General features: G+C 45.6%; 11 protein-coding genes. 3 read left to right on the top strand and 8 right to left on the bottom strand.

Annotation, left to right across the window (positions count from 1 at the left end; all coding sequences use genetic code 11):
- Positions 1-121: 121 nt before the first annotated feature.
- The 5 genes from BCT11_RS19125 to BCT11_RS19105 all read right to left on the bottom strand — a co-directional run bounded on the left by BCT11_RS19125 (position 122) and on the right by BCT11_RS19105 (position 7,813).
- On the bottom strand, positions 122-931 hold the full coding sequence (locus BCT11_RS19125) for a fumarylacetoacetate hydrolase family protein (RefSeq protein WP_102388997.1): 810 nt from the start codon (positions 929-931) through the stop codon (positions 122-124).
- Positions 932-1,018: 87 nt separating this feature from the next.
- Complete coding sequence (locus tag BCT11_RS19120) at positions 1,019-1,975, bottom strand: AEC family transporter (protein WP_198593970.1); 957 nt, start codon at positions 1,973-1,975, stop codon at positions 1,019-1,021.
- A gap of 179 nt (positions 1,976-2,154) precedes the next feature.
- Entirely contained in the window at positions 2,155-3,771 is a 1,617-nt protein-coding gene (locus tag BCT11_RS19115) for a polysaccharide lyase 6 family protein (RefSeq protein WP_102388996.1), read from the bottom strand.
- A gap of 58 nt (positions 3,772-3,829) precedes the next feature.
- Positions 3,830-5,617, bottom strand: coding sequence for a transporter (locus BCT11_RS19110; protein WP_102388995.1), 1,788 nt, complete (start codon positions 5,615-5,617; stop codon positions 3,830-3,832).
- Positions 5,618-6,031: 414 nt separating this feature from the next.
- Entirely contained in the window at positions 6,032-7,813 is a 1,782-nt protein-coding gene (locus tag BCT11_RS19105; protein WP_038866972.1) for a transporter, read from the bottom strand.
- A 1,409-nt stretch (positions 7,814-9,222) separates the two neighbouring features.
- Between BCT11_RS19105 and BCT11_RS19100 the strand changes: the two genes are divergently transcribed.
- The 3 genes from BCT11_RS19100 (at position 9,223) to BCT11_RS19090 (ending at position 12,873) form a co-directional block, all read left to right on the top strand.
- Complete coding sequence (locus tag BCT11_RS19100; RefSeq protein WP_038866974.1) at positions 9,223-10,482, top strand: alginate lyase family protein; 1,260 nt, start codon at positions 9,223-9,225, stop codon at positions 10,480-10,482.
- A gap of 71 nt (positions 10,483-10,553) precedes the next feature.
- The gene (locus BCT11_RS19095) at positions 10,554-11,270 is read left to right on the top strand and encodes an oligogalacturonate-specific porin KdgM family protein (protein ID WP_005437091.1); all 717 of its coding nucleotides are present in this window, start codon (positions 10,554-10,556) and stop codon (positions 11,268-11,270) included.
- 154 nt (positions 11,271-11,424) lie between these two features.
- Positions 11,425-12,873: a lytic transglycosylase F gene (locus BCT11_RS19090; protein ID WP_102388994.1), complete on the top strand. Its 1,449-nt coding sequence runs from the start codon at positions 11,425-11,427 to the stop codon at positions 12,871-12,873.
- A gap of 104 nt (positions 12,874-12,977) precedes the next feature.
- Here the strand turns inward: BCT11_RS19090 and BCT11_RS19085 are convergent, their stop codons facing one another.
- The 3 genes from BCT11_RS19085 to BCT11_RS19075 are packed head-to-tail and all read right to left on the bottom strand — an operon-like array spanning position 12,978 to position 16,459.
- The gene (locus BCT11_RS19085) at positions 12,978-13,862 is read right to left on the bottom strand and encodes a DMT family transporter (protein ID WP_102388993.1); all 885 of its coding nucleotides are present in this window, start codon (positions 13,860-13,862) and stop codon (positions 12,978-12,980) included.
- Between the two features lie 18 nt (positions 13,863-13,880).
- Positions 13,881-14,597, bottom strand: coding sequence for a 3'-5' exonuclease (locus BCT11_RS19080; RefSeq protein WP_102388992.1), 717 nt, complete (start codon positions 14,595-14,597; stop codon positions 13,881-13,883).
- Positions 14,597-16,459, bottom strand: coding sequence for a putative nucleotidyltransferase substrate binding domain-containing protein (locus BCT11_RS19075; protein ID WP_102388991.1), 1,863 nt, complete (start codon positions 16,457-16,459; stop codon positions 14,597-14,599). Before BCT11_RS19075 ends, BCT11_RS19080 begins: the two co-directional genes overlap by 1 nt.
- Positions 16,460-16,522 lie beyond the last annotated feature (63 nt).

Genomic DNA, 16,522 nt, shown 5'->3' with positions numbered 1-16,522 from the left:
GGAAAGCCGCGATGAACCAATTTTTTAGCTTAGATGAGATGAGTGGATTATTCCCTATCTATTTGATGTTAGATGAAATAAAAAGCCGAACAGTGACTGCTGTTCGGCTTTTTTGTATCGGTTAAAACATAATTTTGTTTTCAACTTTAACGATGCCGTTGAGTGAAACAGAAACGACATCGTTATCTTTCACTTCAACAGTGTGAGTTGGTAAGTCGATGTAAATTAAATCGCCTGGTTTGAGTGTAAAATACTGGCTGAGTTCACTCACAACTTCTGCTGGAGAATAGGTCATTTCTGCCAAGGCATCATCGTTAATTGCTTTACCGTTGATTTTCGAAGAAACATGAATCCGGGTGAAATCGAGTCCGCGAACGATCTCATTCGCAATTGGGGCAAAACCGTCGGCACTTTTGGCTCTTAACGAATGGGCATCACGCTGCAGCCAGTTTGGTTCCGTAAGATCGCCCCCAACGGTGAGTCCAAATATAGCGGCTGACGCTTGCTTGGTATCGATGTTCTTACTTTGCTTTCCTATCACGACGACTAAGGAGCTGGAATACTCTATGTTCTTCGCATCGGTTGGTATTTGAATAGGAACACCTTTCGAAATTAAGGCTGAGGGGAGTTTAAACGAAAATTGATAATCGTTTGCTTGTGTTTCACCAAGCTGTTTTTGGGCTTGAACAACGAATACTTTTTCAGGCTTAGTTGGAAGTAACAGGTTTACATCACGGACAGACATTTTTCGGGATGAAAGGGATGAGTCAGAGAAAATATCCCCCTTAAGAGGATAAATTGAGTCTTCAACGAGCTTACCGTATCCGATTTTTCCGAGGTGTTGATAGCGAACATATGTCGTTGAAGAGGCATTCGCGGCAAGGCTAACAACACTTAAACACGCACCTAAACATAATGCGATGAGCTTCATTCTAGAAATCCTTATTTTTTAGCGCATTATATCGGTTAATTAAAGGGAAGCGTATGCCGATATCTCCCACTTGGGTATATGTTTCGATTAAATGAGACTGTAACTCTTAAGGATGACAATACCCAATGTGCAAGTGATTGTTGAAAGCACGGTTGTTAAAGCAATGATGTTCGCTGCTAAGACGGAGTTTCCTCCCATCGAACGTGCCATGACATAACTTGCTGCCGCCACAGGAGAGGCGTTCATAAAGAACAGAATGCCAAGCTCAATCCCTCTAAAGCCAACTAAATACGCGCCTGTTGTTATCACGGTAGGGGCAACGATCAGTTTGTAGCTGCTAGCAAACCAAGATGGTCCTTTCTCTTTCTTCATCAAACTTAGATCGAGTGAGCCACCGGTACACAAGAGTGCAAGGGGAAGCGTCATCTTCGATAGATAGTTACCGGCATCAATCGCCACATCCGGAACCGGAATCGACAGAAGGTAGAACACCATGCCAGAGACGATTGCGATGATCAGTGGGTTGCGCGTTAAGGTTCTCACCATCATTTTGGCGGCTTGAGATCCAGACGTTGCCCCTTTTGGAGACAAACAAATCACCGCTTGCACGTTATAGATAAAGGTGGTCACCGCAACATAAAGCGCGGCTAGAGCGACACCTTGTGAACCGTAAGCATTCGCCACATACGCAATGCCGATGATGCCCGTATTGGCACGAAAGCCACCTTGGATTAAAACGCCTTGGTCGGGTGAAGATTTGAAGAACAGTTTGACGGAGATAAAAGTGAAGATGAAAAACGCGATGCTGGCAACAATGCCGTAATTGACGAAGCCGCTAGCCGCAGAGAAATCATGCTCGGAGACGACGATACTCAAGAACAACATCGCAGGTAGCGTGACCTGAAACACCAGTTTAGAACCGACTTCGATAAAGTTGTCGTTGATAAGCCCAATGCGTTTGAAGATAACGCCCAATACCAGCATTAAGCAGATGGGGCCTGTGATCGACAACGAGAATTGCAACTGATGTAAAACAGCATCCATGAGTGTATCCGCAGCAAAAGAAAAGAGTTTTATAATTGTCATACAATTAAACCACAACTCAATCTTGGGAGACAGTAGGGTGGTGAAATTTTCTTCAGTTATTGTGGGGTTACTGGTGAAAGGAGAGGAAAACCAGTCTGGCTTGTATCACCAGACTGGAAGCAAACTCTAAAGCAGAATTACTTTTGAGCGTTTGAAAGGAGGTAATCAGGCCCTGCTGTTTCCGCCGTTACCACAGATAGCTTGCTCGTATCCGCACCAACGCCTTGGTATTGAGTAAAGCCTTTCACTTGTTCGCTTTTTGGTAGCTCTACCGAGTAAGAAGCGATTTGCTCTGCGTTAGTCACCGTGCCGACGTAGACTTCGTTGTTGTAGGTAGGATTCACCAGCGGCAACTCTTCTGTCGCGCGTACACTCACGAATTGCTCTTGCTGGTGGTTATCAACCACGTTGCTGTCGAAGTGAACGTCCACGCCAGCGAAAATGTTCTTCACTTCACTGTTGTTGAACAGGCTCACACGGTGCGTTTGGTTGCCGTAGACAATGCCCCATTCCGTATCTACAAGGGTGTTGTTACGAATGGTGATGTTCTTTGGTGTCCATTGTTTGTTGAGCTCTTTGCCTTTCACTGCTTGGTCTAGTTGCTCGCCGTTTGCTACATCAATGATGCCGGTGTTGATCACGATGCCGCCACGTAGATCCGCATTGCCTTCAATCTTGCCATCACGACCGCGCGTGCCAGTGATGTAGTTATTCTCAATCACGTGGTCTTCATCATAAATACGCATACCGCCAGTCAGCAGTTTTTCATTACCTAGAATCACGTTGTCTTTCACCACGTTCGCTTTACCGTGACGAAGAGAAATCAGAGAGGCACTTTCAAAGATGGTGTTGCCAGAGATTTCATTGCCGCCTGACTTAATCGAAATCAGCTCACGCTCACCATCCATATCAATCATCAGGTTGTTGGTGAACTTAGAGTTTGATGCCCATTGAGAAGATTTAGAGTCACCAATTCGAATCGCTTCCCAGCTGTTGCCGTTGTAGCGAATCGCTTCTTTGATGTCGAATTCATTGAACTGGTTTGGTTTTTGGTCCAAGAAAATGTTGTTAGCAATAAGGTGGTTATCTGGTGTGTCGTCTTTTTGTACGCCAATTAAGGTGCCGCGCTTTTGCTTACCTTCAAAACGGTTATTGATCACCTTGCCATCTTTACCCCAAAGTGAAACCCACAAGTATTTCGGGTATTCAGAGCGACGTTCGTCTGGTTGGTATTCGTAAGCGTGGTTGAAGTAGTAGAACGTAGAGTTTTGCAAAGTGTTGTTGTTACCCATCATACGCACGCCGCCGAAACGTTCAGCTGGGCCGCCTTCGGTAAACACCAAACCGTCGACAGTGATGTTGTTACCTTCAAGGCGAAGCTGAGCCAAACCCGTTAGCCAAACGCTGCCAGGTTGCTCCGCCTTGATGGTAATGTCGTTGGCTTTCACCGTGACGATATCAAGATCCGCGTATTTACCCGCAGGAATCGTAATTGTTGTACCGTCTTCGGCATTCTCCATCTGTTGTTTCAATGCTTGCACAGCGTCTGCTGGTTGCGCTTCAAGTGCGCTGCCATCCACTGTGTTTAAGCGATCCGTAGCAAGCAAGTAATCGCGAGTGATGTCATTCACTGCGGTTTCAACAACAGCGGGAGCCGCAGCTTCTGTCGTTTGAGAAGGTGAAGTGTTACAACCTACTAGGGTCAGGGCAGAAATGGACGCGGCAACCACGCCAGCAAGCATTGTTTTTTTCATAATGTATCTCTTTGTAGAAGCACAAAAAGCGGTTGAATACTCAACCGCTTGTTTCTCGTTATGAGTTCTCCGTTATCGGAGCCCCCTCAGAAGCGCGCTCTGCGTTGCCATCGACTGCTCTCATCAGCGCCACGCCGACGCCAAGAACAATCACACCACAGAACACGAAAATCATGCGTCCCCAGAATGGGTTAGGCAGTAAGAACATCGCCATCACACCCACACCAGACACAGCAATCAACGAACCCAACATTTGGCGTTGTTTGTTATCCAGTTTTTTCTGTTCCGTTGAGTCAGAAACCAACGGTGTTGCTAAGTTATTGAAGAAGCGGTCAACGTCTTGTTGGCGTTTCTCTTCAAGCGGTTTGTAGAACAGTGTCGACAGAGCAAAGAAGCCTGCGGTAAACACCAAGTGACCAATCAAACCAACCGCAACTTTTAGATCTGACCATTCACGACCTGTTAGAGGCTGAAGATCAAACCAGTTTTGAATCATTTCCGGTGTGATGACAAAACCAACCGTGTAAGACACGATGCCACCTACCACCAATGTGCCCCAGCCAGCCCAGTCCGGTGTTCTCTTGATGAAGAAGCCACAGAACGCGGGAATCGTCATTGGGAAACCAATCAACGCGCCAACGTACATCATGGTGTCGAACAGGCTCAGACCTTTTAGCGAGTTGATGAACAGAGCAATCAAGATGATCGCGATGCCGAAGAAGGTAGAGGTGATTTTCGATACGATCATCAGCTCTTTTTCTGTCGCGTTCGGGCGCAGAATCGGCAAGTAGAAGTTCATCACGAAGATGCCTGAGTTACGGTTCAAACCTGAGTCCATTGACGACATCGTCGCTGCAAACATCGCAGAAATCAGCAGACCAACCATGCCCGCTGGCATGTATTGCTCAACAAAGTACAAGTAAGCAAAATCACCTGCTTTTGAACCTGCATCTGGGTAGTGCGCCGATAGGTCAACACCTTGGCTTGCAATGAACCAAGAAGGGGTAAACCAAATAAATACGCCCACTGTCATTAGTACACACGCAAGCAATGCCGCTTTCTTCGCGTTCTTAGAGTCTTTTGCAGCTAGGTAACGGTGACAGTTCAACATGTTGTTGTTTATAGAGAACTGTTTTAAGAAAATGAACACTGCCCAGATACCAAAAATACTGAGGTAGTTCAGGTTGTTACCCGTTACGAAAGAGCCGTTTTCTTGAACAGGGAAGTTCGCAATGATTTCCGTAATCCCGCCCCCTTTTACTACTGCTACCACAGCACACGTAACCGTAACTGCCATGATGATGACCATTTGCATAAAATCAGATGCGATAACCGCCCAAGAGCCGCCCGTTACGGACATCATCAGCACCACTAAACCCGTGATCCAAATGGTGGTTGTCATATCGAAGCCGAAAATGCCCGATGCGATGATCGCCAAACCATTCAACCAGATACCCGCAGAAATCACGCTGCTTGGCATGCCAGACCAAGTGAATACTTGCTCGTTAAAGCGACCAAAGCGCATGCGAATCGCATCAATCGGCGTGATAACGCGCAGCTGGCGGAATTTCGGTGCGAAGTACAGGTAGTTCATCAAGTAACCGAACGCATTCGCTAAGAAGATAGTCGCTACAGCGAAGCCATCGGTGTACGCTTTACCGGCCGCACCAGTAAATGTCCAAGCACTGAACTGGGTCATAAACGCCGTTGCGCCTACCATCCACCACAGCATGTTGCCGCCCCCGCGGAAGTAGTCACTGGTGGTGCTTGTAAATGTTCTAAACATCCAGCCTATCGCAATGAGGAATAGGAAATAGATGCCAACAATCAGGGTATTGAGTTCCATTTTTCGACCTTCTCATAGTCATTGATTTCTGCCAGATATATTATCCGTTCGATTATTTATTTGTACTACAATAATTCAATTGTGTGATGAAGTGATTAATACTGGAAATCGGATTGACCCAGTACATTCTTCTGATTCTATCTGCAAGAACTGATTGTTGTGAACTTAAAATCGATTATTCAATAACTTATGATGAGCTTTGTCAGTATGGAACCCCGTTAATTACATTCGCTTATCGTTTCAACAAGAAACTTTGGTTATACATTTTGCTTATTTTGTATGATTATTTCTTTGTTAAATTCGCTGGTTATTTAATGTCTCAACCGCAACGGACTTAACAAAAAAGTAAACAAATAGACCTGAGTGATAAGGGAAGAATGAAGCGGCTGAGTACAACCGCTTCATAAGGCAGATTTAGCTTTCGGTTACCGCTTGTTGGGTTTGAGTACCGTTGTCGTCGACTGCTTTAACAAGTAGCAGACCAACGCCACCAACAATGGCACCACACAAGATGAAGACTAAGCGTCCCCACATTGGGTTTGGCAGTAGCGCCATCAGCATTACGCCTACACCAGCGACTGCGATGAGTTTGCCAAGCATTTGACGTTGCTTGTTATCAAGAACTTTCTGTTCTGCAGATTCAGCAACAAGTGGTGTTGATAGGTTGTCGAAGAACTTATCTACGTCTGCCTGACGTTTCTCACTTAGAGGCTTGTAGAACAGCGTTGATAGAACAAAGAAGCCACCCGTTAGCGTAATGTGGCCAACTAGACCAATCGCGACTTTAACGTCTGACCATTCACGACCAGTAAGCTGCTCAAGACCGAATGCTGAAGAAACCATGTCAGCAGTGATAACGAAACCAACAACGTAAGAGACAAGACCACCGACAATTAGCGTGCCCCAACCAGCCCAGTCAGGTGTCTTCTTAATAAAGAAGCCAAGGAATGCAGGGATTGTCATTGGGAAGCCGATCAAGGCACCTACGTACATCATGGTGTCGAACAGGCTCAGACCTTTTAGTGAGTTGATGAACTGCGCAACCAGGATGATGGCAATACCAAATACCGTTGACGTAATTTTCGATACCGTTACTAGCTCTTTCTCTGATGCTTGGCCACGGCGAACTACTGGTTCGTAGAAGTTCTTAACGAAGATACCAGAGTTGCGGTTTAGACCTGAGTCCATTGAAGACATGGTCGCGGCAAACATTGCTGCTACGAGAAGGCCAACCATACCTGCTGGCATGTATTCTTGTACGAAGTAAAGGTAAGCGAAGTCGCCTGCTTTGCTACCTGCATCTGGGTAAGCGGCTGATAGGTCTACGCCTTGACCCGCAATGTACCAAGAAGGCATGAACCAAATGAATACACCGCCTAGCATTAGAACACACGCTAGCAATGCTGCTTTCTTCGCGTTTTTCGAGTCTTTTGCTGCAAGGTAGCGGTAAGAGTTCAACATGTTGTTAGTAATAGAGAACTGCTTAACAAAGATGAAGAACGCCCAAATGCTAAAGATGCTTAGGTAGTTCAGGTTGTTACCAGAGACGAAAGAACCGCCTTCTGCGACAGGGAAGTTATTGATGACTTCAGTAATGCCGCCGCCTTGAACGATCGCAACAACTGCACAAGTTACCGTTACCGCCATGATAATGACCATCTGCATGAAGTCAGACGCGATAACCGCCCAAGAGCCACCCGTCACTGACATCATCAGTACCACCAAACCGGTAATCCAGATGGTTGCTGTCATATCAAAGCCGAAAATACCAGAAGCGATGATCGCCAGTGCATTCAACCAAACACCAGCAGATACCACACTGTTTGGCATTGAAGACCAAGTAAAGACTTGTTCGTTCGTGGTGCCGAAACGCATACGAATCGCTTCAATTACCGTCACTACGCGTAGCTGGCGGAACTTTGGTGCGAAATAAGCAAAGTTCATGAAGTAACCGAATGCGTTTGCTAGGAAGATAACCGCAACCGCGAAACCATCGTTATAAGCTTTACCAGCAGCACCAGTAAACGTCCATGCAGAGAACTGCGTCATGAAGGCCGTTGCACCAACCATCCACCAAAGCATGTTGCCGCCGCCTCGGAAATAGTCACTAGTCGTATTGGTAAACGTTCTGAACATCCAACCTATTGCAATTAAGAATAGAAAGTAGATGCCTACAATAAGGGTATTGAGTTCCATCTTTAGACCTTTTGATCGTTATTTAATGTCTTGAGGCAATACTAACTATCAGTTTGCTTATTTGTAGTACAATAACTCAAAAGCGTGACGAATGATCCGGAATGGGTCATTTCAATAATCATACAAGTGATCGTGATCGGATATTGACATTGCACTCAAAAAGGGAAGGGTGCACCAAGTCAATATCACGACAAGTTATCAATGGCTTTGGCATGCACTCGATTGGTTCAATAGCGTTTATAGCCTTAGATAATAAGGGCTATAACGGAGTAAGAAGGTGTGAACTATTGTCAGATTTGTATGACTATTGCAGATAAAAAAACGCCCACGACATGCCTGTAATGCGTGGGCGAAAAACGGTATTGATACCGTCTGAGCCAAGGGCTCTGTTGGATTGCAATAGAACAGTGAAACGAGGTTCTGGATGTAGCTGAAAGATACTCGAGGGGTATATCTCTCATCGCTGCTAAGCACGTTACGCTGTAAGATCTTCGACAATCATTGCAAAGTTCAACAAAGCTAGGCTCTGTAAAGTGTTGTTATGATATGGGAGCAACTATACCAATCGACACAAAACATCCTCGTCTGATCGATCTCGGCGCTTTACTTATGCCGATTGGTATTAAACATTTCCCACTTAAGTAACTACTCCTAAAAACTCAATTAGTCACAACCAGTTAAGCGTTTTCCTTGGCTTGCTACCTATTGATAGCGAAACCAGCTTGTTGATTTGTCTCTATAAGTGTCTGTTACAAAAGACAAACCGCTACAGCCATTTAAGTCCAATGAGAACTACAACTGTTGGAAGCAACAACAAGCTGCTTAGAACCATCAAGACTTGAGCAACAGCGAGTAGGGATGACAAAACAGTATTCTTCAATGTCGAAAGTTTCACTGGTCGCATCCATCTTGTTCGCTGTACTTTGCTTCTATTGCTATTTCTTGTACTTACTTAATTCTTCTATCCACTTATGTTTCAGCCTGACATAAGTGACCTCTGCTTATATAGCCTCGGCCTTCCTCATTTCATCTCTATAACCAAGCGATGCTTAACCTGTTATTGGACTCTATATAGAAAAGGACAGAGCGAAAAAGTGCGCGTCAATAGCAATTTGATGTTCTGTGTCTCAAAAACTTGAAATGATTATATTGTATTACAAATAAAAATGAACTCATTTGGTGCAAAAATATGCGGTAGAGCACATTTTTAGCCTAAATATTAAGACAATTAATAAGCAAGAAAGAGAGGTAATATATTTAATATCAATAAGTTAATGTGAACTTTAGTGGTTTTAATAAAGTTTGATAATGCGGATAAATCATACAATTAGATCTAATTCACAGAACGCTCAACATCGGATAGGTACTATATTTGTAGTATTTTAACTCAAGATATAAGGCCGATAATAATGAAACCCCTACGACCTCTACATCTAGCAACCTGCCTCAGCGCCATTCTTTTCAGTGCTAACACTCTTGCTGCAGACTTTGTGTTCCTTGATGAAGCAACGCTTGAACAAAACCGCGCTGTTTTACAGTCAGATAAAGCGAGCGATTCAATGAAAGACGCGTACGACCGTCTGATTGAGGAAGCAGAACTGGCGATGAAAGATGGCCCGTTCACGGTAACGGCGAAAGGCATGACGCCACCAAGCGGTAGCAAAAACGATTACATGAGCATCAGCCCGTACTGGTGGCCAGATGAATCGAAAGAAGATGGCCTTCCTTGGGTTCGTCACGATGGCAAAACCAACCCTGCATCGAAAACAGCTGAAACAGATTCTAAACGTATTGGTCACTTCACTCGTTCTGTTCGCGCATTGGCATTGGCTTATTACTTCAGCCAAGACGAGAAATACGCAAAACAAGGTATCGAATACGTTCGTACTTGGTTCATGAATGATGAAACTAAGATGAACCCGAATGTGAATTACGGTCAGGGTGTTCCTGGTCGTGCAGAAGGTCGTCGTGGCGGCATTATTGATACGCGTACTCTGGCCGATCGCATGCTGGACTCAATCGCCATCCTTTCGCTTTCTCCTGCTTGGACGGAAAAAGACGAACAGCAAATTACACAATGGTACGGCGAATACCTAGATTGGTTGATCATTGATGACCTATCAGGTGGTCCGAAAGGCGAAGCTGCTGCGGCAAACAACCATGGCACTTGGTATGACTTCCAAGTCGCGAGTATTGCTTACTTCTTAGGTAATGAACCTTTAGCAAAACAGATGGTTCAAAAAGGCAAGATGCGCGTAGACACTCAGTTCGAAAAAGATGGCTCTCAGCCTCATGAAATCGAACGTACTCGCGCTTACCACTACCACTACTTCAGTTTAGATCCATTGGTCGGCATCGCTCAAATCGGTGACAAAGTGGGCATCGACCTATGGCACTACCAAAACAAGAAAGGTGGCTCATTAGCGCAAGGTATTCAGCTAATGGCGACTTATCAAGATCCTGCGTCTGACTGGCCATACACCGCGAAAGACAATCCACGCCGCGTAGAGCGCATGACACCGATCTATCTAAAAGCAGGTGTGGCGATGGAGAAACCTGAGTGGGTGAAACTGGCAAGCGAAACTGACTTTAGCCGCTTCACAGTGAAGAAGAACTTGGCAGAAGTTTGGGCTCAGCGCGATATCGAATTGCTTTACCCAAAACAATAAAACCCTAAAAAGGGCGGCGTGTATGCGCGTCGCCACTTTGAAATACAATTTATTTACAGTGGAACATTACTATGACATCTAAAAAACAAATTGCTTTAGCGATCGCGACAACCCTTTTTGCAGGTAGCATTTCAGCCGCGTCACTAGACTTCCGTGAAGAATACAAACACGATTCAGAGCAGTGGGCAGGCCGTATCAAAATTGGTGGCAGCACAGGTAACCATTACTACGGCGTTGAAATGAAGCACACTGGTAACTTAAGCGAGCTTCAACGTGGTGATAGCGAATTCGAATACGGCTACCACTTCAAATTTGATAACAACTGGCGTGTAACCACATCGATGCCAATTACCTTTGGTGACGAAGCCGTAACGTACAAACCACAAGTTCGTGTTCAATACAAATTCGATTCTGGTATCACAACCAAGCTTCGCTACCGTCACGAGTTCCGCAACTACGCATCTGGTAAAACATCAACAGGTCTAGACGGCAAACAACACGACTCACTAAACGCGAGTAAAATCACAGGTAACATCGATTACAACTGGAACGCTTGGCAATTTGGTTTTGAAGCAAACTACAAAGAAGATTTCTTCAGCGATGAGTGGAAGCTAGGTAACCGCGACGGTAAGTACGAATGGGACTACAACTTTAAACTAGGCTACAAAGAGAAAGGTTGGGATTGGCGTCCATACGTAGAATTCGGTAACGTTCAATGTAACAGCTCTTGTGATGATAAAACATCACGCCAGCTACGTAGCCGTGTTGGTGTAACGTACAGCTTCTAATCTAAGCCAAAAATAAATTAAGATTCTTACCAATAGCCCGCCCCCGAAGCGGGCTATTTTTATTTCTCGAACAAGGTCAGACTCAGACCTAAGACATACCCTTGAGCTTTTATTGCTAAAATTATCATTAATGATTTAGCGAACGGATAAGCTCATGGTGGGTAAAATACTTTGCATCGTCTTGTTTCTCTGGTCTTTCTCTCATACCAGTGCCGCATTGGAACTGTCTCCTTTAAAGTCTGATCCCTACGTGGGGGACTTAGAGACGCTAAAGGAAAAGAAAGCCGTTCGTATTTTGGTGTCTGCTGATCTGGGTTTTTACTACATCCAAAATGGTAAGCCAAAAGGCATTATCTCTGAGCTTATTTATGAGTTTGAACGCTATTTAAGGAAGAACAAAAAGGCGATCAACATTCAGGTTATTCCGGTCGCAAGAAACGAACTCATCCCCAAATTGATTGCTGGTTATGGTGACGTCATAGTTGCGAATCTAACCATTACCAATGAGCGCAAAGAGCAGATTGCGTTTAGCGATCCGGTGAGAGAAAACGTCTCAGAAATCATTGTTACCAACAGCAGATACTCGGACATTAAAACCGTGGATGATTTGAGTGGGCTGGATGTTTGGGTGAGAGAAAGCTCGAGTTACCATAAGAGCTTAACCAAGGTAAACAACTACTTCACGATACAAGACAAACCGCTGATTAATATCTTATTTCTTGATGAGATCATGCAAGATTATGAGGTCTTAGAAATGGTCAGTGCGGGCATTATCGATATCACCGTGCTCGACCGGCATAAGACGGGGATGTGGGGGAATATCTTTCCCGGCGTGGCGTTCCACAATCAAATCACCATCAGAGAAAATGCACAGATTGGCTGGGGAATACGACAAGATTCGCCTCAGCTAGAAGAGGCGGTGAACAAGTTCATCAAGGAAGTTCGGATAGGAACTTTGTTCGGCAATGTGGTCAATGAAAGGTATCTAGAAAACGACAAATGGTTGAGAAAGTTCCTTAACCGAGACAATGCAGTTCGTTCTAGAGAGTTGTTGGATATCTTCTATCTCTATTCACAAGAGTATCAGTTTAACCATCTGTTGATGTTGGCCCAAGGCTTTCAAGAGTCCGGTTTGAACCAGAATGTGATCTCTCATATGGGGGCGGTCGGGATTATGCAAATCTTGCCCACAACCGCAAGGGATAGAGCGGTAAATATCTCGAACATTTATGAAGAAGAGCCAAACATTCATGCTGGCGTGAAATACATGAACTACCTAAGGAAATACTTCTTTAACGATGACAGCATCAGCGAAAACGACATCATTTACTTCTGTCTTGCAGCCTACAATGCAGGGCCGGGTAACATGAGGAAGATGAGAAGAATCGCCAAAGAAAAAGGGTATGATCCCAATGTTTGGTTCGGCAATGTGGAAGTAGTGACGCGGCAATACATCGGACTTGAGCCGATACGCTATGTCAGCAACATTAACCATTACTTTATTGCCTACAAGCTGCTAGAACGACTCAACAATCGTCGTAGTGAACTTGAACATTACCTTCATCCACCATACAAACTCGAGACCATTAAGCTCTATTACTAACGAGAAAAGTGTTAGTGGTACAGGTATTCGCAAGATAGCTTAAGCACAATAAAAAAGAGGAGCGCTGTGCTCCTCTTGAGTATTCATCGTATTGCTTGAGGCGGTTAAGACACTTCTTGCGCAGTTGGCGCTCGGCGCTTGTTCCCCAATAAACGCTGCCAATTGAGCGGCATCATCGGCAATACAATCAGGATGATACCGAGCGCGGTAAATAGGTCGGGTATTTCATCAAACCACATCACGCCAAACAAGGTCACAAACGCCAGTCCGGAATACTCAGCCAATGCAATCTGGCTCGCAGGAGCACGCTTAAACGCTTTGACCACCAAGGCATGGTAAGCAAGCACAAACAAGTTAATCGCTACAATCCACATCAGGTGTTGCCAGGTAATGGCTTGCCATTGAGGGTAGGCGAGCAATAAAGCGACCGGTAATGTCATTAACGTTGTCCAAAACAAGGTGCACACCAAAGGCTGTTCTTGTGGCATACGGCGAATAAGGATGTTGCCCACACCGATGGCAAGCGCGCTGCCTAGAGCAATGATCGCCGCCCAATGGAAATGTTCGGGACGAAGCACAATTAAGACGCCACCAAAGCCAATCAAGGTGCCGAAAATCTTACCCTTAGAAGGCTTTTCTTTAAGGAAGATAACCGAGAGCGGCAGTACCAATAATGGACCGACATAGAAAATCGCATTCGCTGTCGCCAATGGCAGATGCGTGATTGCTACCATAGCGCTGGCACTGCCTATCAGAATCAATTGCGCACGCCAGAAGGTGATCCAATCGCATCCCATCTGACGTTCCCGTTTATCCAAACGAAGCCAAAGGGGTAAGAGCAACAGCAGACTGATTAATTGGCGAATAAAGACGTATTGAAAAGTGGGCACTTCGCCATTGAGCATTTTGAGGGAAACGTCAGAAAGAGACGCAACCAAGTTCGCCGCCACCAAAAGGAAGATGGCGCTAGAGACATCAGATTTTTTCATATTGGAATGTATAGAGAGTTAGAGACTCAATCGATAAAGGGTACCGATGGTGGTTTTTCCTTGAGGAGTAATGCGAGTTTTTTGTGCCAATAACAGCTCTGCAGTCGCAACCGCATCCGCTAACGCATTGTGTCCGTTGTACTCAGGCAGGCCATAGCGGGCGCGAGTGCCAGAGAGAGTGACATCAATTTCGTCACGAGGATTAATCGCTTTCTGTAGATGCTTTTCAATGCACATGGTGTCGAGCCAAACCAAAGGTGGTTCGCTGAGTTTAAACACCCGATGTAGATATTGATTGATGAACTGGGTTTCGACCACACAAGCGTGAGCGACCAAGATCTTGCCTTTGGCTGCGTGGAAAAACGCTCGCATGGCATCATGGATAGAAACGCCTTCGGACAGCATTTGCGGCGTAATATGGTTGATCACCGCGGTTTCTGGTTTGATTTGCGAATCACTATTGATGTACATGTGCTGGCTGGTGGCCAGATCCACTTTGCCATTCGCAATGTCTACCCAACCGATCGACAAAATCAAATCTTCTTCGCTGTCTAAGCCGGTAGTTTCCAAATCTAGCACAATGTAATTGGCATCTTGTGCAAATTGCGCCGCTTCCAGATGTGGCGTTTGAACCAGCGCTTTGATGTGCTCTGGCATGGTCGTCTGTTTCACGTATTGCTCGCGCTTTCGATTCAGGCGCGAGCAAGGATGAAAGTGTTCTAAGATTCGCTTCATTAACGGCTCCCAAAGCGCACTTTCGCCGCTTCTTGCAAATCAGCAATAATACGGAAGGCGTCTTTCAGGTGCTGGCGTTCAAAGCTACCGAACGTATTTGGGTCGATGTGGTTATTTGGCTCTTCACCGCGTTTCAGCGCTTCTAACTGATGACCAAAACGGAACGATAAGATGAACTGGTACGCGTTAAGGATGTTCTTGTACGCATCTTCACTTAATACGCCCGCTTCATTCGCGGCTTTGAAACGCTCGTCGGTAGCGGTTAAATCACACTCTACCGCCAAACCGTAAATGCGTGCCAAATCGATGATCAGATTGATGGCGTATTTCTTCACATCGAGCGTCTTCTTGTTCTCCCCTGACTTCTCCAAAACCAAACTGTTGAAGATACCCAACGGTGGGTTGGTGTTCACCGCATCGTTAACAAGCATGGAGAGGAACTCACGATTGCTGCGAATGTTGGTATGCAGTTCATCTCGCAAGATGAGCTCGTAATCTTTATTGCCGTAAAGGGTACGAATTTCCAAGAACACGCTGATGTTTAGCAAGCGCTCGTACTCTGGGTTGGCCACCCATTTCTTGTAGTACTTCTTCCAAACGCTAAGAGGTTGGCACCACTTTGGTGTTGCGGCCATAAACTTGCCAGGACACAAAGGGTAATCACAGCTTGCAAGGCCGTTACTGACGATCATAGCAAGGTGTTTAAAGTAAATTCTGTCGTTCTCCGTCGCGTGGTCAGCAAGGACAATCGCACTGTCTTGATCCGACAACATGTGGACTTCGTTACGAGCGTGAGAGCCTGCCACAATCCATGAGAACTTACATGGCGGAGGACCAAGCTTATCAATCGCGATTTGAATCAAACGGCGCGTGTAAGCGTCCATGATCATTGTCATCACTTTACCGATGACTTCTGGTGAGACGTGCCCATCAACTAGCGCTTCAAAGATCGCTTGGCGCTCTGGAGTAAAGCTCGACAGGGATTTCACGCTGCCTGCGTATTTGATTTTCTCGATCAAGAAGATGGCTTGCACACGGTGGTTTTGCACAAGGTGTGTCGTAGTCAGTACGCCGACGACCTTGTTGTTTTCCACTAATGGCAGGTTGCGAATATTGTGCTGCATCATCATCGATGCAGCATGCAAGACGAGATCATCCGGTTTGATGGTTTGCGGATCGTGTGTCATCACTTCAGAAATAGGGCGGTCAGTGCTTACCCCTTGAGCGATAACGCGCTTGGTCATATCGCGGTCAGTAATCAAGCCGACGATTTTGTCGTTCTCGTAAACCACGGCGCATGGCGAGCATTTGGTTAGCATCTCGTTTGCAACGGTTTGAATCGACTGGTCGGCAGTCACCACAGCAACGCGACCGCTGGCAACCTCACCAACGCGGCGAATGAACAAGCCTTTCTCTTTGTTTGACCACACCACATCCAGCGCAGATTTCAAACGAACTTGCGCTTGAGAAGCAAAGTGTTCTGCACATTCAGGGTGGGTTTCGCACAGTTTTTTAAGCGCCGAGTTGGGAATCACATAAACCAGTGAGTTCTCAATCGCGATGGCACGGTAGCCTTTCGTGCTGTCGATTTGGCTGCCAAGAAAGGTGAAGCCGAAGATGTCTTCTGGCCCCAGTTTCGCTCGTAGCACACCATCGGACTTTCTTTGCTCCATAGAGCCTGTACGTATGATGTAGAGTGACTTTTCTTGGCCTGTCGCGCATTGGTCAATGACTTCACCTTTGCCAAGGTAGGTAATCTGCACGTGCGATGCGAGTTCACGCAAGGCGGGTTTTGGGATCTTGTCGAATGGGTCGATTTGCCCAATAAATTGCAGGATGTTTGGCAGCAAAGATTCAGTCATAACACAGCACTTTAATAAATTTAATTTGTATTATTATATATCTAAATTTAATCAAAGTATCAC

This window comes from Vibrio sp. 10N.222.52.B12 (assembly GCF_002875385.1).
In the GTDB taxonomy this organism is placed as follows: Bacteria; Pseudomonadota; Gammaproteobacteria; order Enterobacterales; family Vibrionaceae; genus Vibrio; species Vibrio jasicida.
The sequence above is the reverse complement of the archived record's forward strand: the minus strand, read 5'-3'. Positions and strand labels throughout refer to the sequence as shown.

Coding starts and splice junctions, on each gene's coding strand:
- BCT11_RS19125 (WP_102388997.1), bottom strand. CDS start 931: ATGAAGCTCATCGCATTATGTTTAGGTGCGTGTTTAAGTGTTGTTAGC.
- BCT11_RS19120 (WP_198593970.1), bottom strand. CDS start 1,975: ATGGATGCTGTTTTACATCAGTTGCAATTCTCGTTGTCGATCACAGGC.
- BCT11_RS19115 (WP_102388996.1), bottom strand. CDS start 3,771: ATGAAAAAAACAATGCTTGCTGGCGTGGTTGCCGCGTCCATTTCTGCC.
- BCT11_RS19110 (WP_102388995.1), bottom strand. CDS start 5,617: ATGGAACTCAATACCCTGATTGTTGGCATCTATTTCCTATTCCTCATT.
- BCT11_RS19105 (WP_038866972.1), bottom strand. CDS start 7,813: ATGGAACTCAATACCCTTATTGTAGGCATCTACTTTCTATTCTTAATT.
- BCT11_RS19100 (WP_038866974.1), top strand. CDS start 9,223: ATGAAACCCCTACGACCTCTACATCTAGCAACCTGCCTCAGCGCCATT.
- BCT11_RS19095 (WP_005437091.1), top strand. CDS start 10,554: ATGACATCTAAAAAACAAATTGCTTTAGCGATCGCGACAACCCTTTTT.
- BCT11_RS19090 (WP_102388994.1), top strand. CDS start 11,425: ATGGTGGGTAAAATACTTTGCATCGTCTTGTTTCTCTGGTCTTTCTCT.
- BCT11_RS19085 (WP_102388993.1), bottom strand. CDS start 13,862: ATGAAAAAATCTGATGTCTCTAGCGCCATCTTCCTTTTGGTGGCGGCG.
- BCT11_RS19080 (WP_102388992.1), bottom strand. CDS start 14,597: ATGAAGCGAATCTTAGAACACTTTCATCCTTGCTCGCGCCTGAATCGA.
- BCT11_RS19075 (WP_102388991.1), bottom strand. CDS start 16,459: ATGACTGAATCTTTGCTGCCAAACATCCTGCAATTTATTGGGCAAATC.